Genomic DNA, 25,651 nt, shown 5'->3' with positions numbered 1-25,651 from the left:
TAGGACGATTGAAAATGAATGTCAGGCGCTGCTCTGTTAAAAAGGTCCGCACACAGTGAACATGCAAAAAGTTAGACTTTTGCTACAACCATACCAACTAAATCAGCAGCATTAGTATCGTCGATTTCAATGCCAATACGAGCGATATACTGGTCGCGTTTATCTGCCTGAGTCGCCGATAGCTCTTCTGCACAGAGTAGTTTGGCCGCTCGCTGCGCTGACTTCATTTGCTCTTCACTTAGCCCACCATCAAGATGCATTTGAGTAATGACTTTAAGCAAGCTTAACGCAATTTGCTTGTCTTTTGGTGATAGCGTTAGCGCCTGCTGCAAATTGTTATACGCAGGGATAAGACGGTTTTCTTTGTAGTTCACTGCCGCCATTTGTTTTAGTTCTTTCGTGGTAAACTGAATTTCGGTACGCTCTATCGATTCTTGGTTAAGGTACTCATTTACCACTTGTGAAGTAAATGTATCGCCCTCAATCTGTTTTCTCAATTTATCCAAAATGCTGACACAGTGCTCACGCATGCCCAGCTCATGAAACGCTTTCATTTTGTCTAAACTGTCTTCCATCGATAGCCCATCGGTAGATGCAGTGCGCCCCTCCATTAATTTTTCAGCTTCACGCTTCTGGTCTTTTAGGCATAACACTCGCGATTTAACTACATCAATCTGCTCGGCGAGCTGATTTTGCATACCTTTTTGCTGCCTAAGTTCTTCCAGTTCATACTCTGCGCGCTTTAAGTACTTTTCACCTTCTGCATTACCTAAGCTTGTGGCCAAATCAATAGTTGAGCGAATAACATTAAGTGTTAGTTGCGGCGAATCGTGAATTGAATTTTTGGCAAACTTGGCCATATTTTGCACGGCAGAAAGCTGACCGGCTTTGTCGTGATTAAGTCTGGCGAGATCCCATAAACGCTTGTTGCGTTCAATGTTTCGGGGAGCAAGTCGACTTGCTTCTTTCATTTGCTCGTAAGCAATATCAAACTGCTCTTTTTCAATAAAGTATTGTGCGAGCAAATCAAAAGTTAGGAATCGCGTGTCGGGTCGCTGGAGCAGATCGTCAACCAGTAACTGTGCTTCTTCGAGTTCATCTTGACGCAGTAGCGAACGGGTAAGACCAATGTGAACCCATGCGTGGTCCATACTTTGTAAGAGTGTTCTAAAGTAATCCTCTGCCGTTTCATAATCGCGAAGCTGCAGCAAACAATCGCCAATAAGCCGCTTTATTCGGGTGTGGTATTCAGAAAGCGAGGGGTCTTTCAACTGTCGCTGCGCATAGTACATTGCGGTGGAATAGTCACCAGCATGCATACAATGCAACATTTTATGAAGCTTTAGTCTAACTTGAATAAGGTATTCCAGACGAGATTCAATCTTGTTGCGTTGTAGTGGCTTAACCCAAAAGTCATCGGGCTGTAGCTCTACAATACAGTTAACGAGTTCTGGGGAGGTCTCTGCACTGAGAAAAATTACCGTCGTGGTGTCATTGATGTGATTGAGGTGTTTTAATTCTTCGAAAAGGTGAAAACCATCTTTATCGTGACTTACGTTAAACGCGAGTAAAACAAAATCATATTGTCTTGCCGAACAAAGCCTTTTGGCATGAAATGCATTAAATGCACTACTTACGTTTTTAATCCCAACTTCATGTAATGCTGATGCAACAACATCGTGCACTAGCCCTTGGTTATCAATAACCAGCACGTGTAGCTCTTCTCTTGGGGTGGGGGCGGGTATTTTTTCCAGCATTAGCCAATCACTTCTTACATCTTTTCCCTAAGCAACACAATAGCGTAAGTGCAGCCTATTGTGGATAACACTATGCATCTGTGAAACATGGCTTCTAACTGCACAGTCAGCGCGTAACTTGCCAGCGCTTATGCCACGCGTTGATTTTAAGCCATGCTTCATAACAACAGATATATAGCAAAACCGTATTATACATAAGTATTGTTTTTTAGATACTAGCGTGGTGGGTCGATGTTATCGTTAACACTACCATTTACCCTGAACCACCCTGCAACAGAATGACGCGGTCTTACCGCAGGCAATACTTCGTGGGGAAAGGCTTCACTGAGAAACACCACGAATGTGCCTTTATTTGGTAAAATTTTTGTGCCTGTTTCGTCATTATCATTAGCATAAAGCACCAATTCTCCACCGTCGTCTTCTTGCCATTTATCATTTAAGTAAGCAACGATTGACAGTACACGATTGCCCTGCCCTTTAAACGCATCTACATGGCGTTTGTAAAATTTACCGGGTTCATAACAGGCAAAATGACTTTCAAAAGAAAAAAGCCCCATAAAAAGCGAACGATTTATGTATAGTTGCATGGCTTCACACCACGAAAGCCACAAGGCCCCTTCTTCAGAAGACCCTGTGATCCAGCAAATTTCGTCTCCTCGCACTTTTTCAGCTTGTTGATAATTTTCTGCTCGACCAATGCCTGCTCTTTTGTATTCAGCTTCGGAAATTGATTTCTGGCAAGACAAAAGTGCCTGAGTAATAAAATCAGGTAAACCATTCTCTTGAATAGAAAAGCCTTTAGTGACTAAGTCATCAACGACATTTTCAAATATGGCTTCATCGAAAACATGTAGAGGCTGATAGGACGCAAGTTGTTCTCTATTCATCAGAGTATCTTTACCTTTAAGCGGTTGACTAACCGTGCAGTTAGGGTGCTTGTATTCGTTAAAAAGTTTGCGAACTTATACTCGGGGTTGAGCCCTATGACAATTGCATCGCCACTTATTTTCTGCGCTATTTTTTTATCGATAGAAGAAAATTTTTTTGTCGTTCGACTTGACGATGAAAAGTCGCACGATTCTTGCTTGATTCATATTCATTGATGCACCAGTAAATTCCATAAAAGGTGAACTAAATCAATAAGTAATCCGAGGTATATATTTTAAGAATGTTGAGTGAAAGCGCTTTTCACGTTTCCTCGTCACCTTTGTCTCATTCTTTGAAACACGCGGCTGCATTTAACAGTTGAAAAACCACTTGCAAGGCGTTTAAGTAGAAATATACAAATTACGTATCAGAATTTTTTAGCAAAAAGAGTAACCCATGAGTCAAGATCAAACACAGATAGAAGAAACAGAGCATCATCTAGACTTAAGAAACTTGAGGTTGGACGACTACAACGACGTAAAAGCGTTAATGGATAAGGTATACGCTAACGTTGGAGGCGCATGGCCTTATTCTAACTACAAAGCGCAAGTTACCACATTTCCTGAAGGGCAAATATGTATTGAAGATAAAGGGAAAGTCGTTGCTTTTGCCATTTCAGTTATTGTTGATTACGACCAGTTCGGTGATAAACATAGTTACGATGAAATAACCGGTGATGCCTATCTAACAACGCACGATCCGAATGGTGATGTGCTTTATGGCGTAGAGGTAATTGTTTGCCCAGAATACCGCGGCCTTCGCTTAGGCCGGCGTCTTTATGAAGCGCGCAAAGAACTATGTAGAAACTTAAATCTAAAATCAATTATGGCTGGGGGCCGTATACCCAATTATAGAAACTATGCGGATGAACTGTCGCCTTATGAATACATTGAGCAAGTTAAACTCAAGGATATTTACGACCCCATTTTGACATTTCAACTATCAAACGGTTTTGAAGTTAAGCAAGTAATGACCGCCTACCTCCCTGAAGATGAAGCATCGAAGGGTTATGCCACGCTGCTTCAATGGCACAACATTTACTACGAGCCTGGCACGCCGTCATTGATCGCTAGTAGAAAATCAAGTGCGCGCATAGGATGTATTCAGTGGCAAATGCGTTATTTTAATAATGTTGAGGAGCTGTTACAGCAGGTTGAGTACTTCGTCGACGCACTGTCAGATTATTCTTGTGATGTCGCCCTTTTCCCCGAATTTTTTAACGCGCCATTAATGGGTCTAAGTCCTTCCGATTCGTCCATCGATGCTATTTGGCATTTGGCTACTTACACTGATGAAATTTTAACTGCCGTATCGCATTTAGCGGTGTCATACAATATTACAATTATCGCGGGTTCAATGCCTGTGGTAGAAGATGAACAGCTCTATAACGTTAGCTATATTTGCAAACGGGACGGGACCATTGAGAGCCAGTACAAACTTCATCCAACACCTCATGAAAAAGAGGACTGGATCATGAAGGGTGGAAACAGCCTCAAGACATTTGATACCGACTTTGGAAAAATTGGCGTGTTAATCTGTTATGACGTAGAGTTCCCAGAGTTGGCGCGCATTCTTTCCGACCAAGAGATGCAAATCTTGTTTGTCCCCTTTTGGACGGATACAAAAAATGGCTACCTGCGTGTCCGTCGATGTGCACAAGCAAGAGCTATCGAAAATGAATGTTACGTAGCAATTGCAGGAAGTGTAGGAAATCTGCCCAAAGTTGATAACGTGGATATTCAATATGGACAGACTGCCGTATTTTCCCCTAGTGATTTTGCTTTCCCTCATGATGCTATAGTGTCAGAGACTACACCCAACACTGAAATGACGCTGATTGTTGATTTAGACCTAGACAAACTGACTAAATTGCAAAATGAAGGTTCAGTTAGAAACTACCTAGACCGACGTCGCGATTTATACCGTGTGGAGTGGATTGGCGATAAAAATTAACAAGATGTTTTTTCGCTAATAAAGCGGCTTAATCACTCGAATTTTAAATTCTTTGGCTTATGTTTATTGACATTCAACATAAGCCGTAGAATTTCCCTTAATTTAGCGATAACATGAATTCGTGCGCAAAGAAAAATGTGCTCTCTTGAACATATAGAAGATGTCGACACCATTAAGAGAGCGCTACATAAAGAGATTACAAATTTACTATGGCAAATAATTCTAAAAGCGATGAGTTTCCAACCATTAGATTGGATGAAGAAGACCGTCGAGACTACCAGACGAAAAGACAAGCGGCTCCAACAAAGGCAGCCACGTCCTCATCTCCCTCTTCGGCTAACCGTCGGGCATCAAGCAACGGCAGCAGCAATGGGCTTTGGATTGTATTAGTTGCTCTAATTGCGCTAGTGGCATGCGGAGGATGCTATTACTTGTTTACCATGCTTGAACAACAAAAAGCTGTGGCTGAGCAGGCCGAAAAGCGAATCATGCAGTTAGAGAACAAACTTTCCGCCACAGGCGAAGAAATTGGCGAGTCTACTGTTGCTTTGCAGGTTAAAGTGACCGAGTTGACTAACAAGACAAACGAGCTTTGGGAGCAAATGGATAAGCTATGGGCTTCAGCATGGCGTCGAAACCAACAAGAAATCGCTGATCTTGGCGACCGTGTAGGAAATGTTCAAACAGCACTTAATAAAAACATCAATGCCGTTTCTGATGATGTAAAGACGCAAACAGCGGCTATAGGTTCAGTTAAAAATCAATTAGCTTCATTGGCTGATGAGTTACTGGCTGTTAACGTTCAGTTAGAACAAGCGGCAAGCGACAAGCAGAGCGCGCAACAAAGCGTTCGTAACTTAACCGATAAGTTATCCGTATTAGAACAACGCAACACAACCTTGTCTGGACGCATCACCAGTTTGGAAAATGAAATCCGAGATATAGCCACCAAAGTTGTTTCAAGAAGCGGCTCAACGGGTGGCAGTGGGTCCGCCCCTTCTCCCTCAGGTAACTAATAACGCTTAACGTACGTGTTCCAAGAGTAACCAACTTAGCACAACAAGCGATGTACAGCGCATAATAAACAAAGGGGCGAATCGCCCCTTTCTTGTTGTCGTGGTAGAATTGCCCTCTTTTCAAAATCAATAGGACTTAATGCGCAATGAGTGAACAAGCGCCCAAACGTTTAAATAAATATATCAGCGATACTGGCCTATGCTCTCGCCGTGAAGCCGATAAACTCATTGAGCAAAATCGCGTTACCGTTAATAATCAGCCGCCGGAATTAGGTACTAAGATAGGCCCTAGCGATACAGTAAAAGTAGATGGTAAGGTTGTAGGTGCGGTAGCGTCAGACAAATCAGACCGCGTATATATTGTTTATAACAAGCCAATAGGTATTACTTGCACCACCGAACGTCATGTTAAAGGCAATATTATTGACGCTATAGGTCATAAAGAACGCATATTCCCCGTAGGCCGATTAGATAAGCCTTCTGAAGGGCTGATTATTCTTACGAGCGATGGCGATATCGTCAACAAGATCCTTCGCGCTGAAAACGCGCACGACAAAGAGTATGAAGTAACGGTAAACCAGCCAATAAGCGAGCGCTTTGTAAAACGAATGGCGCGGGGCGTTCCTATTTTAGGAACGGTAACAAAACCTTGCATCGTTAAACCTACCGGCAAAAACAAGTTTACTATCATTCTCACCCAGGGGCTTAATCGCCAAATACGCAGAATGTGTGAGTTTTTGGGTTACGAGGTCACCAAACTAAAACGAACGCGTATTATGCATTTGGAACTCAGTAATTTAAAGGCCGGTCAGTGGAGAAACTTAACTGAGCGTGAGTTGAAAATAATGCAAAATGCAGTTCGTTCCTCCACTAAAACAGCAGAGAAGGTCGATTCGCGTCATTAAACGCACGTCATCACACTTTGTGCGCAATGAGTGAACAAGCTCAAGAGCAGACGAAAAAAAAGCGCCCATTGGGCGCTTTTCTTGAAACCTAGTCTTATCGACGTAGACCTAGACGCTTGATAAGGTCAAGGTAACGCTCAGCGTTCTTGCCTTTAAGGTAGTCTAGAAGCTTACGACGTTGGCTAACCATACGTAGAAGACCACGACGTGAGTGGTGATCTTTCTTGTGATCAGCAAAGTGACCTTGAAGCTTGTTGATGTTGTGAGTAAGCAAAGCAACTTGAACTTCTGGTGAACCAGTGTCGCCTTCTTTAACGCCGTACTCAGCAATAATTTTCGCGGTTTCTGCTTTAGTTAGTGACATATCATTCTCCTAATATTAATGCTTCGCCGATCACTAATTCAGCAAAGCGGAATGAGCGCCGTATTATAATGACGTTTACAGACTTAGCAAGCCATAAACTGTCTTTATTTACCGGCGCAGCTACAATGGATAAACAACTCGACGTTTTGGGTTAACAAACACTTCTTGTTTAGGGATACCTTGGTCTTTCGGGTCAAGAACCCCTTCCCCTACGCCTAAGAAAAGACCACTGGTATCTTCGCCGTGGTAAACGCGGTAAGACGTACCTTCAATAAGTGATTCGCTACATACCCCTTTTACAGATTGACCGTTATCAAAGCGGTTTCTTTCCGCATCGTTAATAGTCACAAATGGTAAGCGACTTACAGCCGTATCCATAGGAATCAGTAAGTCATCGAGAGCTTTGAAGTCGCCTTCTTCCAGTGATTCCTGAATTTCAATCAACGTATCCAGCGAGACCATTTTATCAGTAGGATAGTCTGCTACTTCCGTACGGTGTAAGCGTGTCACGTAGGCGCCACAGCCAAGATTCTGACCTAAATCATCTACGATAGAGCGAATATAAGTGCCTTTGCTGCATTTAATGCGCATTTCTACAAACGGCAGTTCAACACGCAGTACATCTAATTCATACACTTCAATATCACGGGGTTCACGCGCAATTTCTATGCCCTGACGTGCATAGTGATAAAGCGGCTTACCTTGATGTTTAAGCGCTGAAAACATAGACGGGATTTGTTTGCTCTTACCTAAGAACGCCAAACATGCATCACGCACTTGTTCTTCGCTTACTTCAACAGGTTTTTCTTCAACTACTTCACCGTCCGCATCAGATGTGGTTGTGCGTACGCCTAATTGAGCAGTTACCTCGTAGGTCTTCTCAGCATCCAGAAGAAACTGAGAAAACTTGGTGGCTTCACCCAAGCAAAGGGGCAACATGCCACTGGCAAGGGGATCAAGTGCGCCTGTATGACCAGCTTTTGCCGCTTTGTACAGCCAGCGCACCTTTTGTAGCAATTGGTTAGATGACCCACCAAGCGGTTTATCAAGCAATACTATGCCGTTAATCTCACGGCCTTTACGACGTCTTGCCATCTACTCCTGCTCTTGTGATTCGTCTTTATCGCGCTTTGACTCATCTTTTGCGATGGTCTGTGACACAAGATTAGAGATACGCATACCTTCAACAATCGACTTATCTTCAAAGAAGTGAAGATCTGGTACTGAACGCATGCGAATACGTTTAGCTAGAATACTGCGGATAAACTTTTTGTATTCTGCCAGTTGTTTAATTTGCGCCTTACCTTCTTCTTCGGTGCTGTTGTAGATAGTCACAAAGATTTTTGCATGCGCTAAGTCGCGCGATACATCTACGTCAGAAACCGTGATCAAAGGCATATCGCCAACGCGGTGCTTGTATTCGTTTTGCAGAATGCTCGCCACTTCTTTGTGGACTTGCTGAGCGACTCTGTCGGTACGTGAAAATTCACGGGCCATTGTACTCTCCTTTCCTTATTTAACGCAGGGCATGCGTGAAATCTGTTTACTGTATACAGACAAAAACGGGAGCACTCGGCCCCCGTTTTTCACATGCCGAATTAACTAAGGCAATTAAATTTCGCGCTTAACCTCAACGATTTCGAAGACCTCGATTTGGTCGCCTACTTTCACGTCGTTGTAGTTCTTAACGCCGATACCACATTCCATACCGTTACGTACTTCTTGTACGTCATCTTTAAAGCGACGTAGTGACTCTAGTTCACCTTCGTAGATAACTACGTTGTCACGAAGTACACGGATTGGATTACTACGCTTAACGTTACCTTCAGTGACCATACAGCCCGCAATTGCGCCCAGTTTCGGCGACTTAAACACATCACGTACTTCTGCAAGACCAATGATTTCCTGCTTGAATTCTGGTGCAAGCATACCACTCATGGCTGCTTTCACTTCATCAATTAGGTTATAGATAACGCTGTAGTAACGTAGGTCAATTTCTTCAGCTTCTAGTACGCGGCGCGCTGTAGCATCGGCACGAACGTTAAAGCCTAGTACGATAGCGCCTGATGCAGCCGCAAGGGTTGCGTCAGTTTCAGTGATACCACCTACACCACTACCTACAATGTTCACTTTTACTTCAGAAGTAGAAAGCTTAACAAGTGATTCAGAAATTGCTTCTACAGAGCCCTGTACGTCAGCTTTAAGTACGATGTTAAGTTCGCTAACGTCACCCGACTCCATGTTCGCAAACATGTTTTCAAGTTTCGCTTTTTGCTGACGAGCAAGTTTAAGTTCGCGTTTCTTCTGATGACGCTTCGCTGCTACTTCACGCGCTTTACGCTCGTCTTTAACAACGGCTGCGTCTTCACCCGCTACCGGAACACCTGAAAGACCGAGTACTTCTACAGGCGTAGAAGGACCAGCAATCTTAATTTCATTACCGTTTTCGTCGCGCATTGCACGAACACGGCCGTACTCTTCACCACATAGTAGAATATCACCAGCGCGTAGTTGGCCTTCTTGAACCAATACAGAGGCTACTGGACCACGGCCTTTATCAAGGCGAGATTCAATAACTATACCGCGACCCGGGCCTTCAGCTACCGCTTTAAGGTCAAGAACTTCAGCTTGTAGAACGATAGCTTCAAGCAGTTCGTCTACGCCCATACCTGTTTTCGCAGAAACATTACAGAACTGATGCTCACCGCCCCACTCTTCTGAGATAACTTCTAGTTGAGATAGCTCAGTTTTAACGCGATCAGGGTCAGCTGTTTCTTTATCCATTTTGTTTACTGCAACGATAAGAGGTACGCCTGCAGCGCGAGCGTGCTGTACCGCTTCTTTCGTTTGAGGCATTACGCCATCGTCTGCAGCAACTACAAGAATAACGATGTCCGTCGCCGTAGCACCACGAGCACGCATTGCAGTAAACGCGGCGTGTCCAGGTGTATCTAGGAAGGTGATTTCGCCGTTCTCTGTTTCTACCTTGTATGCACCGATGTGCTGGGTAATACCACCGGCTTCACCGTCTGCTACTTTCGCGCGACGAATGTAGTCAAGCAGTGACGTTTTGCCGTGGTCAACGTGACCCATGATGGTTACAACAGGTGCACGTGTGGTTTTTTCACCGCCAGTGCCATCTGCCAACAATTCATCTTCTAGTGCATTGTCGTTCACAAGCTCAAATTTGTGGCCCATTTCTTCAACTACTAGGACTGCAGTATCTTGGTCTAGTACTTGGTTAATGGTGGCCATTTCGCCCATCTTCATCATCGTTTTGATAACTTCGTTAGACTTAATTGCAAGTTTGCTTGCAAGTTCGCCTACTGTGATGGTTGCGCCAAGCTTAACGACACGCTCTACAGGTGCAGCAGGCTTGTTAAAGCCTTGTTTTAGATGCTCACCCGCGTTTTTCTTTGACTTGCGACGACGGCGTGAAGAACGCTCAACCTGCATGTCTTCTTCGTCTTCTGCTTCTTGAGCATAGCGGTTAGAGTGCAAATGAACTTCTTCAGCTTCTGCTTTCTTACGTCGCTCTTCTTCTTCTTTCCAACGACGCTCGTTTTCTTCAGCAAGTTTACGTGCTTCATCAGCCGCTTTCTTCGCGTCTTCTTCAAGCTTCTTCTGTGCTTCTTCTTCTTGCGCTTTACGCAAACGCTCTTCTTCCTGACGAGCCGCTTCTGCTTCCGCTTTCTCAGCTTCAGTTAGTTCTGGTTCGTCTTTCTTGCGTGCTTCAGCTTCTTTCTTCGCTTGTTCAGCACGACGTGCGCGCTCTTCTTCAGCAGCTTTCTTCGCTTCTTCAGCTTTACGCGCTTTCTCTTCAGCGGCTTTTTTCGCTTCAGCTGCTGCTTTTTCTTCCGCTTCGCGCTTCAGACGTGCTTCTTCTTCAAGACGCTTCGCCTCTTCTTCCGCTTGACGCTGCTGCTCTTCAACGTCGCTGCGCTTAACGTATGTGCGCTTCTTGCGTACTTCCACTTTCACTTCTTTAGACTTACCAACACTTAATGTGCTGGTTGTCTTACGCTTAAGTGTCATACGCGTTGGTTCAGCTGCGCTGCCGTGTTGCTTACTTAAATGATCCAATAGTTTCTGTTTCTCGTCTTCGTTTACCTGATCGCCGGCACTCTTAGAGATACCCGCGTCTTTAAACTGGCCAACCAATCGGTCAACGGTCGTACCAATGTCGCTGGCGAGCTTTTCAATAGATACATCTGCCATTACGTAATTTTCCCCCTGTTGACCTTACTCTTCTTCACTGAACCATACAATATTACGAGCCGCCATGATTAATGCACCGGCTTTCTCTTCGTCTAGTTCATCGATATCACTGATATCATCGGTACCTTGTTCTGCTAATTCTTCCAGGTCGGTAACACCGCGGCTGGCCAACACATAGGCCACGTGTTTACTCATACCTTCAAGATTTAATAAGGCTTCTGTAGGCTCTGCACCTTCAAGCGATTCTTCGTTCGCCAGTGCACGCGTGGTTAGGAAAGCTCGCGCTCTGTTGCGCAGCTCTTCAACCATTTCTTCATCTAACCCTTCAACCGCTAGAAGTTCACTTGCAGGCACGTATGCCACTTCTTCTAACGTTGTAAAGCCCTCATCTACCAGGACAGACGCAAACTCTTCGTCAATGTCCAAACCAGCAGTAAATAGATCAAGTACCTTCGCGTTTTCTTCTTCGTGTTTCTTGTTGAGGTCGTCAACCGTCATCACGTTAAGTTCCCAGCCTGTAAGCTGGCTAGCTAGGCGAACATTTTGACCACTGCGGCCAATTGCCTGAGCTAGGTTGTCTGCTTCAACCGCTACGTCCATGCTGTTGCTGTCTTCGTCAACAACAATTGACGCAACTTCAGCAGGTGCCATTGCATTGATAACGAATTGCGCTGGGTTTTCATCCCATAACACGATATCAACACGCTCACCGCCAAGTTCACCAGATACAGCTTGGACACGTGAACCACGCATACCAACACACGCACCTACTGGGTCTAAGCGTTTGTCGTTAGTTTTAACCGCAATCTTTGCACGAGAGCCTGGGTCACGAGCAGCAGATTTAATTTCTAGTGTTTCTTCCGCAATTTCTGGCACTTCTAAGCGGAATAGTTCAACTAGCATGTCTGGGTGCGTACGGCTAATAAATAACTGTGCGCCACGGGCTTCTGGACGGATAACGTATAGAAGACCACGTACACGGTCGCCCGGACGGAAAGTTTCACGAGGAAGCATGTCATCGCGATAGATAACGCCTTCAGCGTTGTTGCCTAAGTCGATGATGATGTTGTCGCGGTTTACTTTCTTAACCGTACCTGTAACCAACTCACCTACTTTGTCTTCGTACTCAGCAATCATTTGCTGACGCTCAGCTTCACGTACTTTTTGTACAATCACTTGCTTTGCGGTCTGCGTAGTTATGCGGTCGAATTTAATAGATTCAATCTGTTCTTCCACATAATCGCCGAGTTGTATCTCTGGTTCGTCGATTTGTGCAGCAGAAATCGTAATTTCAGCAAATGGGTTTTCCTGTTCTTGATCATCAGGGATAACCAACCAGCGACGGAATGTATCAAAGTCACCAGACGTTCTGTCGATGCTTACACGAACTTCAATTTCGCCTTCGTTTTTCTTTTTTGTTGCACTAGCGATCGCAAACTCTAGCGCTTCAAAAATTTTCTCTCTAGGCACTTGTTTTTCATTTGAAACGGCTTCCGCCACTAACAAAATTTCTTTATTCATTTTCGCCTCTCTTTTGCTTTCGTCGATGAAAGCAGAGCTGTTCCGTTAATCGAACGTGGGAACAACGTTACCTTTTTCGATATTCGCCACAGCTAACTGGAACTGCTGGCCATCCACTTCAATACTTACGATGCCATTTTCGCACGCGAGTACTTTGCCTTTAAAATTACGTCTGTCATCCATTGGCATAGACAAACGAATTTGAACCACTTCACCCACAGACTCGATATAGTGCTTCTCTTTGAAAAGCGGTCTGTCCATACCCGGTGATGACACTTCCAAGTTGTATTCAGTGCTAATTGGATCTTCTACGTCCAAAATTGCGCTAACCTGATGACTTACATCTGCACAATCATCAACGGTAATACCGTTTTCATGATCAATAAAAACGCGAAGAATAGAATGCTTCCCCGCTCGTACAAACTCGATCCCAACCAACTCAAAACCCAGTGCTTCAACACCTGGCTCTAGCATTTCGGTTAGTTTCTCTTCAAGTTTTGCCAATGCAAACCTCCAAAAACGAAAAAAGGGCCTAAAGCCCACCTGTCATCACCCGGCTCAGCGAGGCTGACTCCAGGTTTTAATACAACAAAAAGCCCCGGACTAGCGGGGCTTTTATTAAAATTCTGAACCCATACCTGCCAACAAGGGCAGTTGCAAACTTATGGGTAAAACCACCGATAGGTGATAGCTTGCTAATGGTGAGTGCGTTACTTTCCTTTAATGAGGGAGCCCGCTCTCATCACTTGATGGACACATTATACGTTTAGGCGGCGCATTAAGCAACAGCGAAAAGGCATACGCGTTAGTCCTCATCCTTAAACTTGGCTTTTATGTCGAGAATTTTGGGCATAATTTCTATCATCAACTCGACCAGTTTTGGCTCAAAATGTTTACCCTTCTGACTTTCCATAAAATCGATGGTTTTTTCGATACTCCACGCGTCTTTGTACGGACGTTTACTCGTGAGCGCATCGAACACATCAGCAATGGCGCAAATACGCCCCTCAATGGGAATATCTTCACCGGCAAGCCTATTGGGGTAACCCGTCCCGTCCCATTTTTCATGGTGGGTTAGCGAAACAGACTTTGCAACTTTCAACAACAAAGAATCGCCGCAATCACCAATGATTTCCGCACCAATCTCAGGGTGGTTTTTCATGGTGGCAAACTCTTCGTCAGTGAGCTTCCCTGGTTTCAACATTATACTATCAGCAATACCAATTTTGCCGATGTCGTGCATCGGTGCAGCATGAAGCAGAATTTCAGCCTGTTTATCTGTCAGTCCATATGCTAGCGCTAGTTCTCGAGCATAGTGACTCATGCGCATGACATGCATACCCGTTTCATTATCTTTGTATTCTGCCGCCCTTCCTAAACGCTGAACAACTTGCAAGCGGCTATCCAGTAGTTCGTCTGCCTGTACCAAACTGAGGTGAGTTTTAACCCGTGCTTTTACAATGGCCGGAGATATTGGCTTAGTGATATAGTCCACCGCACCCGCCTCGAAGCCTTCAGTTTCTTCGTGTTCATCGTTTAAGGCGGTTACGAATATAACGGGGATGTGCTTTGTATCTGCTTGCTGTTTAAGCTGGCGGCATACTTCAAAACCCGTCAGTCCTGGCATCATAACGTCAAGCAATATCAAATTTGGCTGTCTAGTCTCAGTGAGCTTTAACGCTTCTTCGCCATTTCTCGCAAAAATAAGCTGATAATCATTAGCGAGAAGTTGCTTTAAAACCCTTAGGTTTACTGGCTCATCGTCAACGAGTAATAAAGTAGGTTTTGTGATTTCAATGTTTAACATGCCGCGTCTCTTGGCTACTTTAATTCTTGTATCAATGTAGAGATGCGCTCATGCGCCAACTCGAACTCAAAATCATCGATATCTAAGAGAATTTGAGTTATCTGTTCTTTGTGACTAGAACACCCAACCTCGCGTAAAAATGACAATTCATCTTCATCTACCATGTTTTGCTCTACACTATCGAGCATAGCCTCCAAATGACTCAGCAGCAATGCATTATCGATACTTTCATTAATGGCATTTTCGGCATACAGTGGCGATTCGCTAAGCATCAACTCGATTTTATCTAAGGAATCACGAAGACGGTTAACGTCTTCAATATTCACCTCTGATTTTACAGCCTGAGCTTCAATTTCCCTGGTCGTATGATAGAAGGTGGTTAAGCAGAGGTTACCCGATGTACCTTTTAAACCGTGTGAAAGTGTAGCAACCGCTTTATAGTCTTCACGAATTGCCGCCCCCATTAAGTCGTCGACTTTGTCCCTGCAGGTAGTAGAAAACTTATCCACCTCTTGTAGGACGGCCTCTTCACTCCCCCATAAATCGACGGCCTTCTTTAAATCCAACACGTTTTTATCAACTTTAAGCGTAGATGCTGGGGCATTTACTTCTAATGTGTCTGGCACCGAGTCGATCTGAAGCGTATCAATGTTAAGCACGCGAGCAATCTCGTCCATCAATTGAGGGAAATCGACGGGCTTATTGGCGAACCCTTCCATTCCCGCCTGCTGCGCGGCATGTTTGTCCTGTACTAATACGCTAGCAGTCAGCGCAATAATGGGCGTAGGTGGTAAGCTATTTTCTTTTTCAAACTCTCGACGCTGTTTGGCTGCCTCTAGGCCATCTAACTTAGGCATCTGTAAATCCATCAGTACCACGTCAAACGGCTTAGCGCGCATTTTGTCTAATGCAATCTGTCCATCTGTTGCCGTTTCTACACTGTGGCCAGCGCGTTTTAGCAGCAACGAAAGCAACTCAAGGTTTTGCTGCACATCGTCAACAACCAGTGCGGTTAACGAGGTTTCAATGCGTGCAGCTTTCGATGAGAACTCACTAGATACGTAATCATCAATTTCTACAACTTCTAAAGGAAGTCTGAAAGTAAAGGTCGTTCCTTTATCTTTTTCGCTAGTTGCAAAAATATTACCGCCCATCAGTTCAACTAACTGCTTGGAAATAGTTGTTCCCAGCCCCGTGCCGCCGTACTTTCGACTCATCGATGCATCTGCTTGAGAGAACGGGTCAAAAACGCTTTCTACTTGCTCTTGCGTCATACCAATGCCGGTATCTTTCACGTCAAAATACACATACTTTTCATCACTTTTGACATTGATAGTCACTTCACCCTCGTGAGTGAATTTAACGGCGTTGCCTATAAGATTGTTAAGTACCTGACGCATTCGCTCCGGTACACCTCTGTATCCGTTAGCTACCGAATCATCGACATTAAGTACAAGTCCAACTTTTTTGCGTTTGGCCTCCAACCAAAATGTTGAAATTACCAAATCCAACTCTTCGCGAATAAGAAAATCGCGATAATCTAAATCAAGCTTACCTTTATCTAACTTCGCACTATCAAGTATGTCGTTAAGAAGATGCAGCAATGAACGCGCGGAACGGTTTATTGTAGTTAGATGAGATTTTTGCTCTTCGCGTAGCGCTTCTCCTAACATAAGGTCGCTAAAACCTATTATTGCATTCATAGGCGTACGGATTTCGTGACTCATATTAGCAAGAAATGCGGTACGCGCAGCGGCAGCTTGCTCTGCTTTTTCCTTTGCCGCTTTTAATTCATTTTCCATCACTTTTCGATGTGTTATATCAGATATGAAGCCGTCAACATAAAGCACCATGCCATCATCGTCTTTGACCTGTACTCCATGCTCAATAACCCACTTCACCTCTCCGGATTTTGCGACGATTCTATATTCATATGAAAAGGCGCCTTCATCAGGACTAATAGATGAAAGGCGCTCTACGTCATCAGGATGGTAAAGATCTGTGAAAGAGCGCTTAGGATTGGGCAGTATGAAATCTTCAGGCGGGTATCCGGTTACTTCTGTTACAGCATCACTAATAAACACCATGGGCCACCCTGGCATACTTAAACAGCGATAAGCCATACCAGGAATATTTGAGATAAGGCTCCTAAACTTGGCTTCACTCTCACGCAGCGCATCTTCCATTTCTTTTCGTTTTCTAAGATCTGATGCAAAAGATACAAATACCGGCTTACCGTCTATTTTCGTGTACCCCACTCCTAGACGAACAGGAATTCGTTCGCCCCCTTTACGAAGCACCTCAACTTCTCTACCAGCACCTATTATTTGTTCGGTCGGTACCACACGCTGACTAAAGAAGTCATCACCATATAAGTGCCGCCTTTCATGGGGGACCATTTCGGCGGCGTGCATCCCAACTATTTCCTGTTGCGTGTATCCATAAATTTGCTCGACAGCAGGATTAGCCGTTTTAATAATACCTTTATCATCTACTGTAAGGATGGCATCGACGGCAGTGTCGGTGATAGCACTTTGAATTCTTTCACTTTCAATGGCGCGTATCATTACATCGCGGTACTTGAATAGTAGGCTAATGCCTAAAACAAGAATAATCAGTGCCAAGGTAACAATAGCGATTGAAATAGCGAGAAAAACAGCGATACCTGGTGACTGATTTGACGTCTCCAGCCCAGGTGGCAGAACGAACCTAGCAGCTGCCATACCTGTATAATGCATACCAGATATCGCTCCCCCCATAACAAGACTTGCTAGTAATACATGCTTGCCGAGCATCTTTCTGCTTTTGATTGCAGCTGTTATACCGAACTTGATCCACAGCGATAGCATTGCCAAGCCTACGGCAACCACAATAGACAGTGCAAACATACCAATGTCATAGCGAAGAAGTGGCGCCATCTCCATTGCGGCCATACCACTGTAGTGCATGGTACCTATGCCAGCCCCCATCAATACACCGCCTAATATTACTTCCGCGATACTTATACGTGTTTTAACTAAAAGATTAAGCGCGACCCAAGCTGCAGCGATACCTGGAATGGCAGAAAGTGTGGTAATTAAAGGGTCGTAATCTATCGGCAAGCAAAGATCAAACGCTGTCATACCTAAAAAGTGCATTGACCAGATGCCACCACCAAGCGCGATACTTCCTGTTCCTAATAACGTATTTCGTCGAAGTGCGTCGTGAGTAACAGAAGCTTGCCCCGCAACGTTAAACGCCATAAATGACGCAAACACGGCTACCAATAAAGATAAAACAACAAGAGGAAAATGATATGCCCCCTGAATTAAAGTGGCGTGCTCTTCGAACGTAAAAAAACGAGAAATCATAACGCGGCCAAACTACCTGTTAATTTAATTTTTAATAGAGGCGTGATCTTAACTTAGCACACTCGTTTGTTGGGTGTTCTAATTAATTCGTAGAAATTGATTCAAATTGCCGTGCAAATCAGCAAATGTTTAAGTGCATTAGCGCTAGAAAAGAAAAAACCCAGCTAATGCTGGGTTCTAAATGTGGTTGCGGGAGCAGGATTTGAACCTACGACCTTCGGGTTATGAGCCCGACGAGCTACCAGACTGCTCCATCCCGCGACTGTACGGCTTAGTTTTTGTTAACAAAACTTTTTGTTCTGGTTTTTCTAAATTGGTTGCGGGAGCAGGATTTGAACCTACGACCTTCGGGTTATGAGCCCGACGAGCTACCAGACTGCTCCATCCCGCGACTGTACGGTAAAGCCTGCATTTGCAGCGCTTTGAAATTCTGGTTATTTTCTGTGGTTGCGGGAGCAGGATTTGAACCTACGACCTTCGGGTTATGAGCCCGACGAGCTACCAGACTGCTCCATCCCGCGCCAGAAAATATACGCTTTAAACGTGGCGTTTAGTGCCTCGCTTCAACGTGGGGCGTATTATACATAGAGACTTAGTCAACACAAGTGCCAAGATAAGAAATATTTCATTTTTCTGACTGTTAGCAGTTTAATTAACCAAGATGCGCAAAGTTAGTACAAATTCCCCCCGCTTAAGGTCCTTTATTTTCAATTTCTAATTCGGTCTATTTGAATTTTTCCATTTTTTCAGCCAATGAAAAGTCTAATTCAGTGAGCCCATCAGCATCATGCGTGGTCAATGTCACCTCTACTTTGTTATAAACGTTGAACCATTCAGGGTGATGTTTTAGTTTTTCCGCCCAAATCGCGATTTGCGACATCCATCCAAATGCACGAATGAAGCTTTTAAACTTAAACGTCTTTTTAATGGTATCTCCACTTTGTTCCCAAAGTGCGTCATCACAGGCCAACGCATTGAGCGCATCTAATTTTTCACTAATTTCTTTTGCAGATAGCTTCGTTGCCATTCTTTTTTCCTTGATAAATATATGTGAGTTAACCGATTTGTAGATACTGTCTACGCGATAATGTAATAAATTGGTTTTAAGAATGGAAAATTAAGAGAAATAAAATAAGAAATGCTGTGGAGGCTATCCTTTACAAAAAAGCCTGCCTTTGGGGCTATTGCCAAAGGCAGGCTGCATGTTGCATTAAACGCTTAATTAAAACTCAATTGCTAAGCGTGCATAGATTTGACGGCCGCGAGGGTCGTGAACCTTAGAGTCAAAACCACTGTTGGTGAACAGTTGTGGAGGCTCTTCGTCAAAAAGGTTGATCGCGCCCAACGTCAGTACGTAACTTTGCTCGGTGTCATACAAACCACCTAAATCAATGTTGTATTGCGCATCTACCGTTAAGTGACTGTCAACCTCGTAAAAGCCACTAGAACATCCTCCAACGTTTGCTGTGCCGTCTGCGCAGTTTTGGTCATCGTCGTATGATGAAATATAGCGAAGGAATATATTCGCAGCATGAATATCATTTTGCCACGCTAACCCTAAATTAGCTCGTAATTCAGGTGAAGAAACACCAATGTTGTTGAAGTTGCGACGTCCAGCGCCATCAATGTTGCCCGCTTGTGGGTCCATCAAGTCATATTTCGTAATATAAGTTGCATTTAATGTAGGCGTAAAGTTACCAAAGTCTGTTTCAATTTTGTAACTGGTAACGAAGTCTAAACCTGACGTTTCCAATGAACTTGCATTAACGTAGGTGTTATTAACCTGAAGTACCGGACCTGACACCGGGTCACCCGCTCGAATTACTCGGTCAGTGTTAGTCGGGTCTTCATTAAGGACAGCTTGTGCGTTTTCTTGAATGATCAGGTCTTCAAACTCAAAGTTCCAATAGTCCAGCTCAACAGAAAAATCTCTGAACGGTTCATACGAGAAACCAATATTGTATGCCGTCGACTCCTCTGGCTTCAGGTCTTCATTACCAGATGTTCTTACCGCCACAAACGCCGTCGCTCCTTGCACAGGATCAATAAGCTGCTGCAATGATGTTGCGCCACCTTGCGCTAAGAATACCGTTGGCGCTCTGAACGATGTCGATATTGAACCGCGTAATGAAAACTCATCAGTAGCGCGCCATGATATAGCCAGTTTAGGGTCAACTGTACTGCCGATAGCGCCGCCGTAGTCTTCATAACGTACAGCGAGCTGTACGTCTAACTCATCGTTAATGGGCAATGCAAGCTCACCGAAAGCTGCCCATACATCTTGGCTACCATCTATATCGGGGTTACCAATTACGAAGGTGAAGCTGTCTTGGTTGGCCAAATCATCATAGTCTTGACTAAGCTGATTTTCACGATATTGAACCCCAAGTGCCAATGCCGCAAAGCCTCCGCCCATTTCAAATACATCGAACGATGTGAAGGCTTCGAATACTTCAAGATCTGCCTTCGAGTCAATAACCTCAGTGCCGGTAAAAGAACTGACTACGTACTCAGAGTTTGGTGCGGATGTATAAGATGTCGCAAATGGGTTGAAGAACTGACAGTCACCTACACCTGGAGAACCAGCAATTGGGTCACAATTTGAACCACCAAGGCCATAAAGCGCAAGCTGGAACTCAGTATTGAGTACATCAGGTACTCTAAATACAAAATCATTCACCGCACGCGTATAGCTCACTTCCCAGAAACCTGAGTCAGTGACACCCTGTAAACTTGTGCTAAAGCGTAAGGTATCTGATTCTGTGTTAGCTGGGTCACCAGGGAAACCGTTACCTTCAGCACGACCAAAAAATGCCACTGACTGGCCAAAAGGGTTCTGAGGGTGATAGTCAGGAACGATGGGCGAAGTCAGAATAGGAAAGCTCGGCGCGCCGCCGCGCTCGGCACGGTTTCTGGCCGTACTGAATTCAGCAGTCCAAGTAATGTCATTATCAAATTCATAGTCGGCGCGCACGTAGGCATTTGTTCTACTTTCATCAGCTACGTAAGAATAGAACTTACCGAAATCAAAACCACAAAAACCAACCTCTAAACCTGGAATTGTGCCGCTTGGCGCTAGCAAGTTTGGTGCGCCACCAAATTCTTCACAGCCATAAGGGTCAATTATTGGCAAAGGACCTGCGCCGGGAATATTTAAAAAGAAAGAGCCAGGGTTACCTAATGCACTGGTGTCGTCTTGTGGACGGCTCAGGCGTCTATCGCTAAGAAATAATGGTGAACGATTGGTGTAACTGATAGCAGCGAGCACGCTACCATTATCCCCTGTTGCACCCCATAGACCTTGTAAAATATATTCTTTGTTATCGCCGTGCGCGCCATCTTGATAGTCGACCGTTACCATTGCGCCGTCATAGTTACGTTTCGTTATGAAGTTAACTACACCCGCCACGGCGTCTGAGCCGTATAAAGCAGAAGCACCGTCTTTTACCACTTCCATTCTATCGATGGCTATCATGGGTACAAGTGAGCTTGTATCAACGAAATTTAAGCCTTCGTTGGTTGGCTGTGCAGTAACAACTTGACGTTTGTTATTGAGAAGAACCAAGGTTGATGCCACGCCTAAACCACGTAGGTTGATATTGGAGGTTCCCGCGGTGGCATTTTGCGTGAAGGCATCGGGGTTGTTCTCAGCACCTGTATTGATGGTTAGCGTCTGTGTGATGTCGGCGATATTTTTAGCGCCGATCGCGTCAATTGCAACGCTGTCAACAACCGCTAGCGGCGAAGGAGATTCAAAGTTTTCGCTTCTGCGAACAAAACTTCCGGTAACGAGAATAAGTTCAACGTCTTTCTTGGCATCTTGCTCAGATTCAACGTCAGATTCTTGGGCTGATGCGATAAAAGGAGAGCAAAATAACGCAGTACCGACCATAGCGGCAACTGCTGTCTTACGCGTTTTTAATTTCATAGTGTGATTCCAAATCTGGGCTTATCACTACCGGCACTACTACCCACACTTTCCGCTAGCAACAGGCTGTTCGATTTCGTGTTGTTATTGTTTGAAGATGACAGAATGTCTACCTACATGATTGATACTATGCTCGAATTTTATTTTTGTAAATTTATTGTGAATAATATGTTTACATTAATTTTACACATGGTCAGACCAGATAGACTTAAGGCTATAGAATCCAATGCCTCAGTCAGAGTTTCTAAAAAGCGTAGTGAGAAGATGTTTCTCTGTGTGCGTAATTTATTCACTTTTGCATTTTCAGCAAAGGCCACATTAAAAACTTAATTTATAAAAATCAGTAACTTGAGAATTTTGTTTTACGGAACAATTCTTGAATCAGCTTAGTTATAACTAAGTAAATGGTAATGAGGGTTATGGATTTTCCAAAGGTAGATGAGGTGTATAAGCTGCTAAGTTCGAAGCTTGAAAGCTGGATAGAAGGTGCAATCACTCTCCTTCCTAATCTAGTCGTCGCCTTTCTAATTGCCATATTGTTCGGCGTTATCGCAAAGGTGGTAGGTAACGTTGTTGGCAAGTTAATGCGGCGCACGTTTGAGTCGCGTCAAATTGCCGGTCTCCTCACTTCAATTATCAAATCCATTGTACTCTTGGCCGGCATATTTATAGCGCTAGATTTTGTCGGGCTCAAAGGCACAGTTACTTCATTGCTTGCAGGTGCGGGTATTGTTGGACTGGCCGTCGGTTTTGCTTTCCAGGATATGACAGAAAATTTTATAGCTGGGATAGCAATGGGGATCAGAAAGCCCTTCGAAATCGGCGATGTCATTGAGGCGGAGGGTGTCTTTGGAAATGTGAAAGAAATTAATCTTCGAAATACTCTCGTCGAGACCTTCTATGGCCAACTTGAAGTTATCCCTAACAAAATTTTATTCCGAAATATACTGACAAATTACTCCAGTTTAGGGTATCGAAGGATAGAGATCCCAGTCGGGATTTCTTATGCCGACGATATCGAGACAGCAGCTAACGTTATTACCAACGCAATGAACGATAAAGATTATGTGATCAAAAAAGATGAAACTGCCGTGTATGCAGAATCATTTGGCGACTCTAGTATTAATTTATTGCTGTGGTTTTGGATCCGCTACCCAGGCGAGCCAGGTTTTATGATGGTTAGACACGACGCCATCAATACAATCAAAACGGTGCTTGAAGACAACGATATTCTTATTCCGTTCCCAATTAGGACTTTGGACTTTAATGCCAAAGGCGGAGACAAACTTAATGCCATGCTGAAAGATCACAATGCGAAAAGTACTAGCAACAATTCAAATTCATCAAGTCAGCAGTCTGATGTAAAAGCAGGTGACACCCCAGATCAACCTGGGAACGAGTAAAGTAAAAGGAGATACAAATGAAAATATTAGATTCAAAATCACTTAAACACGCTTTCTTAGCTATGATTATCACAGCAAGTTTTGGAATCTTAGGCGGCTGCGCAACCATTGAAGGCGCCGGCAAAGATATCCAAAGCGCTGGTGAAGCAGTAGAAGAAGGTGCTGAGGAAGCGTCTAATTAAGCTTTAATTTGCTTATGTAAGATTAGCCTGATGCTTTTTAACAGAGTAACGCATCAGGCTTTTACATTTCTGTAGGTTACCACTTACAACAGCACCTATTTTTTAGGGTGATACTTGCTCTGTCTTTTGTGTAACGCATAGCAATAGACATGCTCTCACACTGCTAAACGTTATCCCGTCATTAGGGCTTGAGCACCGCTAGCATGAGAAACCCTCCAACCAGCGCAGGGTTACCACTTGACTTCAACAAACAACTCGCCTCAACTTTAAACAGCTTGCCTTGTGGCTTTTCGCTAACATCGACGAGTTTAAATTGATACTTAACTGCGTCGTTACTCTTGACCGGTTCAAGAAAGCGTAGCTTATCTATTCCATAGTTAATCATTGATGCGATGCGTTCACTTGGGGCAATAACCTCTGCGAATGCTTTAGGCATAAGACTGGCAGTGAGAAAGCCGTGAGCAATAGTCGTTTTAAATGGACTTTCATTTTCGCTCCTAACCGAATCTAGATGAATCCACTGATGGTCGCCTGTTGCATCTGCAAATTGATTAATCATGTCCTGTGTTACTGTTAACCATTCGGGTTGCGCAAGTGCATCACCTATCGCTAAATCTAAAAGTGTCTTCATAATTTCAGTCCAATCTCCGTTTATTAACGACAAAACTACTATTATTTAGTTGAATACTTCAATTAACTTTTAATAATAGGTATTTATAAATATTCTTGTTACACTAACGTAAATTATTCGTAGATGCTATGTAGCATGTCATCAAAGTGTTAGCCAAAAGCACTGTGGTGCAAACTAGTGCCTCTTCATCTATTGGCTATGTTCAGGGCACTCGCTCTTAAAGGATTAGTTATGAATCTCAATAGAATCGATTTGAACCTTTTTGCAGTATTCGACGCCATTTATACGGCAGGAAGCTTAACCAAGGCAGCAGATGTCTTGTGTATTACTCAACCAGCAGTAAGCAACTCTCTCGCAAGACTACGAGAAATGTTAAACGACCCCTTGTTTGTTCGTACTGGTCACAGCATGACACCAACACCTGTAGCCCAAAACATTATTGTGCCTGCGCGTCAAGCATTGGCATTGTTGCGTAAAAGCGTTCAGGAAAGTCACACGTTTGACCCTTTAACTGCCGAGAAGTCTTTCAATTTTGCAAGCAGAGATTTACTTGAAGCTAGTATTATGCCCCGATTGGTTGCTCGCCTTCAGAATCTAGCGCCCAACATTGGCTTGACCAACTATGAGATACCTAGAAGCCAAGTAGTATCTGCTATGGCAGCGGGTACATTAGATTTTTTTGCTGATGCATCTACGTTCACTGACCCTCACCTTTGCAAAGAGAAAATCGCACAAGACAGGTTTGTAGTACTTGCTCGCAAAAACCACCCTGCTCTAAAAAACGGCTTAGACTTAGATACATTTTTGCGCTTGGGTCATATTAACGTGTCTCAACGTAAATCAGGTGCAGGCCCTATTGATATAGCGCTAGACAAAATGGGCAAAAGAAGAAAAGAGGTAATGCGTGGTCAACACTTTTTAACGGTGCCGAGTACCATTGTTAAAACAGACTTAATAGCGTGTTTACCATTTCACTTGGCAAAACACTACGACCTTGCCATTTATGAAATGCCATTCGATCTACCTGCAGTAGAGTACTATTTGTATTGGCACGTCAGTGCAGACCACGACTACGCACACATGTGGATGCGCGAACAAATAATGGAAGTAGCAAGTAACTTCAAGCCTCACTAGCTTAAAAAGAACGCCCCATTAGGGCGTTCTTTTTGAATCAAACATGGTTATAAAACCTCATACCTAAGTATCACTCCCATCATTTCCAAAAATTAATTTTTTGCGTTTAATTAAGCCCGAACGAGCAAATAAACATTTAAAATACTTGAGGAATTAACCATGTTGAAAATCGTTAAAGCTTCTCTTGTTATCGCGGCGACACTAGGTGTATCGGGCGTGGCACAGGCTGATGTGAGCGAGGCGCTTGCAAACATTTGTACTATTGTACAAGCCGACGATAAAGGCGAATTACGTAAAAAAATGCGTTCTGTAGAGTCAGACTACCGCATGAAGCTAAAAGACTATTACTCAGGTATTAGCTGCAGTGGAAATAGCCTTATCCGCACGGCTCTTTTGAACAATGCTGTAGAAGCAGGTGAATTGCTGGTTAAGAAAATGCCAAAGAGCGATTTACAGGCACCTGAAGCTGACGGTAAAACGCTACAGGCTTGGGTTGCCGAAAACGGCTTACAGGATAACCCAATTGCAGCGGTGCTAAACGACCGACTGTAAAAC

Annotated in this window: 20 protein-coding genes and 3 tRNA genes; 7 read left to right on the top strand and 16 right to left on the bottom strand. The window is 44.0% G+C overall.

The genetic code is table 11. The annotated features are described in order from the left end of the window. Nucleotides 1-71 precede the first annotated feature (71 nt). Both AC27KT_RS05485 and AC27KT_RS05480 read right to left on the bottom strand, forming a co-directional pair. Nucleotides 72-1,757 (bottom strand): response regulator, encoded by a 1,686-nt coding sequence (locus tag AC27KT_RS05485; protein ID WP_487128067.1) that lies wholly within the window; start codon nucleotides 1,755-1,757, stop codon nucleotides 72-74. Between the two features lie 215 nt (nucleotides 1,758-1,972). Beyond that, the gene (locus AC27KT_RS05480; RefSeq protein ID WP_487128065.1) at nucleotides 1,973-2,644 is read right to left on the bottom strand and encodes a 2OG-Fe(II) oxygenase; all 672 of its coding nucleotides are present in this window, start codon (nucleotides 2,642-2,644) and stop codon (nucleotides 1,973-1,975) included. 436 nt (nucleotides 2,645-3,080) lie between these two features. On the opposite strand from AC27KT_RS05480, the gene AC27KT_RS05475 reads away from it, so the two are divergent. The 3 genes from AC27KT_RS05475 to AC27KT_RS05465 all read left to right on the top strand — a co-directional run bounded on the left by AC27KT_RS05475 (nucleotide 3,081) and on the right by AC27KT_RS05465 (nucleotide 6,558). Continuing rightward, the gene (locus AC27KT_RS05475) at nucleotides 3,081-4,637 is read left to right on the top strand and encodes a bifunctional GNAT family N-acetyltransferase/carbon-nitrogen hydrolase family protein (RefSeq protein WP_039222014.1); all 1,557 of its coding nucleotides are present in this window, start codon (nucleotides 3,081-3,083) and stop codon (nucleotides 4,635-4,637) included. A 209-nt stretch (nucleotides 4,638-4,846) separates the two neighbouring features. Beyond that, nucleotides 4,847-5,653 carry a hypothetical protein gene (locus AC27KT_RS05470; protein ID WP_487128063.1) on the top strand — a complete coding sequence of 269 codons (807 nt, stop codon included), beginning with the start codon at nucleotides 4,847-4,849 and terminating at the stop codon, nucleotides 5,651-5,653. Between the two features lie 146 nt (nucleotides 5,654-5,799). Then, nucleotides 5,800-6,558 carry a pseudouridine synthase gene (locus tag AC27KT_RS05465; protein WP_487128061.1) on the top strand — a complete coding sequence of 253 codons (759 nt, stop codon included), beginning with the start codon at nucleotides 5,800-5,802 and terminating at the stop codon, nucleotides 6,556-6,558. A 94-nt stretch (nucleotides 6,559-6,652) separates the two neighbouring features. Here AC27KT_RS05465 and rpsO read toward each other — a convergent pair whose 3' ends face one another. The 13 genes from rpsO to AC27KT_RS05400 form a co-directional block, all read right to left on the bottom strand. Continuing rightward, nucleotides 6,653-6,922, bottom strand: a complete 270-nt coding sequence (gene rpsO, locus AC27KT_RS05460; RefSeq protein WP_012518257.1) for a 30S ribosomal protein S15 — start codon at nucleotides 6,920-6,922, stop codon at nucleotides 6,653-6,655. Nucleotides 6,923-7,042: 120 nt separating this feature from the next. Continuing rightward, complete coding sequence (truB, locus tag AC27KT_RS05455; RefSeq protein WP_487128058.1) at nucleotides 7,043-8,017, bottom strand: tRNA pseudouridine(55) synthase TruB; 975 nt, start codon at nucleotides 8,015-8,017, stop codon at nucleotides 7,043-7,045. Continuing rightward, a complete protein-coding gene (rbfA, locus tag AC27KT_RS05450; protein ID WP_014998173.1) occupies nucleotides 8,018-8,419 on the bottom strand; it encodes a 30S ribosome-binding factor RbfA in 402 nt (133 codons plus the stop codon). Between the two features lie 114 nt (nucleotides 8,420-8,533). Further along, nucleotides 8,534-11,140, bottom strand: coding sequence for a translation initiation factor IF-2 (gene infB, locus AC27KT_RS05445; protein WP_487128055.1), 2,607 nt, complete (start codon nucleotides 11,138-11,140; stop codon nucleotides 8,534-8,536). A gap of 24 nt (nucleotides 11,141-11,164) precedes the next feature. Further along, complete coding sequence (gene nusA / locus AC27KT_RS05440) at nucleotides 11,165-12,661, bottom strand: transcription termination factor NusA (RefSeq protein WP_039224077.1); 1,497 nt, start codon at nucleotides 12,659-12,661, stop codon at nucleotides 11,165-11,167. Nucleotides 12,662-12,706: 45 nt separating this feature from the next. Further along, on the bottom strand, nucleotides 12,707-13,165 hold the full coding sequence (rimP, locus tag AC27KT_RS05435) for a ribosome maturation factor RimP (RefSeq protein WP_014949254.1): 459 nt from the start codon (nucleotides 13,163-13,165) through the stop codon (nucleotides 12,707-12,709). Nucleotides 13,166-13,466: 301 nt separating this feature from the next. Further along, on the bottom strand, nucleotides 13,467-14,468 hold the full coding sequence (locus AC27KT_RS05430) for a response regulator (RefSeq protein ID WP_487128052.1): 1,002 nt from the start codon (nucleotides 14,466-14,468) through the stop codon (nucleotides 13,467-13,469). A 14-nt stretch (nucleotides 14,469-14,482) separates the two neighbouring features. Then, entirely contained in the window at nucleotides 14,483-17,818 is a 3,336-nt protein-coding gene (locus tag AC27KT_RS05425; protein ID WP_487128050.1) for an MHYT domain-containing protein, read from the bottom strand. Between the two features lie 184 nt (nucleotides 17,819-18,002). Continuing rightward, nucleotides 18,003-18,079, bottom strand: a tRNA-Met gene (locus AC27KT_RS05420). Between the two features lie 53 nt (nucleotides 18,080-18,132). Beyond that, nucleotides 18,133-18,209: transfer RNA gene (locus AC27KT_RS05415), tRNA-Met, on the bottom strand. 53 nt (nucleotides 18,210-18,262) lie between these two features. Continuing rightward, a tRNA-Met gene (locus tag AC27KT_RS05410) sits at nucleotides 18,263-18,339 on the bottom strand. Between the two features lie 203 nt (nucleotides 18,340-18,542). Then, entirely contained in the window at nucleotides 18,543-18,845 is a 303-nt protein-coding gene (locus tag AC27KT_RS05405; RefSeq protein ID WP_487128048.1) for a 4a-hydroxytetrahydrobiopterin dehydratase, read from the bottom strand. A gap of 195 nt (nucleotides 18,846-19,040) precedes the next feature. Next, nucleotides 19,041-21,746, bottom strand: coding sequence for a TonB-dependent receptor (locus tag AC27KT_RS05400; protein ID WP_487128046.1), 2,706 nt, complete (start codon nucleotides 21,744-21,746; stop codon nucleotides 19,041-19,043). Between the two features lie 419 nt (nucleotides 21,747-22,165). Between AC27KT_RS05400 and AC27KT_RS05395 the strand changes: the two genes are divergently transcribed. Next, nucleotides 22,166-23,149, top strand: a complete 984-nt coding sequence (locus tag AC27KT_RS05395) for a mechanosensitive ion channel family protein (RefSeq protein ID WP_487128044.1) — start codon at nucleotides 22,166-22,168, stop codon at nucleotides 23,147-23,149. A 17-nt stretch (nucleotides 23,150-23,166) separates the two neighbouring features. Next, complete coding sequence (locus AC27KT_RS05390; RefSeq protein ID WP_487128042.1) at nucleotides 23,167-23,331, top strand: entericidin A/B family lipoprotein; 165 nt, start codon at nucleotides 23,167-23,169, stop codon at nucleotides 23,329-23,331. Nucleotides 23,332-23,512: 181 nt separating this feature from the next. On the opposite strand, the gene AC27KT_RS05385 is transcribed toward AC27KT_RS05390, so the two are convergent. Continuing rightward, nucleotides 23,513-23,962, bottom strand: a complete 450-nt coding sequence (locus tag AC27KT_RS05385) for a MaoC family dehydratase (RefSeq protein ID WP_487128040.1) — start codon at nucleotides 23,960-23,962, stop codon at nucleotides 23,513-23,515. A 231-nt stretch (nucleotides 23,963-24,193) separates the two neighbouring features. Between AC27KT_RS05385 and AC27KT_RS05380 the strand changes: the two genes are divergently transcribed. Together AC27KT_RS05380 and AC27KT_RS05375 are read left to right on the top strand one after the other, a co-directional pair. After that, nucleotides 24,194-25,096, top strand: coding sequence for a LysR family transcriptional regulator (locus AC27KT_RS05380; protein WP_474872801.1), 903 nt, complete (start codon nucleotides 24,194-24,196; stop codon nucleotides 25,094-25,096). 159 nt (nucleotides 25,097-25,255) lie between these two features. Further along, nucleotides 25,256-25,648, top strand: a complete 393-nt coding sequence (locus AC27KT_RS05375) for a DUF3718 domain-containing protein (protein WP_039224051.1) — start codon at nucleotides 25,256-25,258, stop codon at nucleotides 25,646-25,648. Nucleotides 25,649-25,651: the final 3 nt, after the last annotated feature.

It is taken from the genome of Alteromonas sp. 5NW40-0090 (genome assembly GCF_057552975.1).
The sequence above is the reverse complement of the archived record's forward strand: the minus strand, read 5'-3'. Positions and strand labels throughout refer to the sequence as shown.

Excerpts from the sequence above, each read along its gene's own strand:
- AC27KT_RS05385 (WP_487128040.1), bottom strand. The coding sequence starts at position 23,962 with ATGAAGACACTTTTAGATTTAGCGATAGGTGATGCACTTGCGCAACCC.
- AC27KT_RS05485 (WP_487128067.1), bottom strand. The coding sequence starts at position 1,757 with ATGCTGGAAAAAATACCCGCCCCCACCCCAAGAGAAGAGCTACACGTG.
- rpsO (WP_012518257.1), bottom strand. The coding sequence starts at position 6,922 with ATGTCACTAACTAAAGCAGAAACCGCGAAAATTATTGCTGAGTACGGC.
- AC27KT_RS05405 (WP_487128048.1), bottom strand. The coding sequence starts at position 18,845 with ATGGCAACGAAGCTATCTGCAAAAGAAATTAGTGAAAAATTAGATGCG.
- AC27KT_RS05375 (WP_039224051.1), top strand. The coding sequence starts at position 25,256 with ATGTTGAAAATCGTTAAAGCTTCTCTTGTTATCGCGGCGACACTAGGT.
- AC27KT_RS05470 (WP_487128063.1), top strand. The coding sequence starts at position 4,847 with ATGGCAAATAATTCTAAAAGCGATGAGTTTCCAACCATTAGATTGGAT.
- AC27KT_RS05475 (WP_039222014.1), top strand. The coding sequence starts at position 3,081 with ATGAGTCAAGATCAAACACAGATAGAAGAAACAGAGCATCATCTAGAC.
- AC27KT_RS05400 (WP_487128046.1), bottom strand. The coding sequence starts at position 21,746 with ATGAAATTAAAAACGCGTAAGACAGCAGTTGCCGCTATGGTCGGTACT.
- AC27KT_RS05395 (WP_487128044.1), top strand. The coding sequence starts at position 22,166 with ATGGATTTTCCAAAGGTAGATGAGGTGTATAAGCTGCTAAGTTCGAAG.
- AC27KT_RS05465 (WP_487128061.1), top strand. The coding sequence starts at position 5,800 with ATGAGTGAACAAGCGCCCAAACGTTTAAATAAATATATCAGCGATACT.
- AC27KT_RS05380 (WP_474872801.1), top strand. The coding sequence starts at position 24,194 with ATGAATCTCAATAGAATCGATTTGAACCTTTTTGCAGTATTCGACGCC.
- nusA (WP_039224077.1), bottom strand. The coding sequence starts at position 12,661 with ATGAATAAAGAAATTTTGTTAGTGGCGGAAGCCGTTTCAAATGAAAAA.
- rbfA (WP_014998173.1), bottom strand. The coding sequence starts at position 8,419 with ATGGCCCGTGAATTTTCACGTACCGACAGAGTCGCTCAGCAAGTCCAC.
- truB (WP_487128058.1), bottom strand. The coding sequence starts at position 8,017 with ATGGCAAGACGTCGTAAAGGCCGTGAGATTAACGGCATAGTATTGCTT.
- infB (WP_487128055.1), bottom strand. The coding sequence starts at position 11,140 with ATGGCAGATGTATCTATTGAAAAGCTCGCCAGCGACATTGGTACGACC.
- AC27KT_RS05425 (WP_487128050.1), bottom strand. The coding sequence starts at position 17,818 with ATGATTTCTCGTTTTTTTACGTTCGAAGAGCACGCCACTTTAATTCAG.
- AC27KT_RS05430 (WP_487128052.1), bottom strand. The coding sequence starts at position 14,468 with ATGTTAAACATTGAAATCACAAAACCTACTTTATTACTCGTTGACGAT.
- AC27KT_RS05480 (WP_487128065.1), bottom strand. The coding sequence starts at position 2,644 with ATGAATAGAGAACAACTTGCGTCCTATCAGCCTCTACATGTTTTCGAT.
- AC27KT_RS05390 (WP_487128042.1), top strand. The coding sequence starts at position 23,167 with ATGAAAATATTAGATTCAAAATCACTTAAACACGCTTTCTTAGCTATG.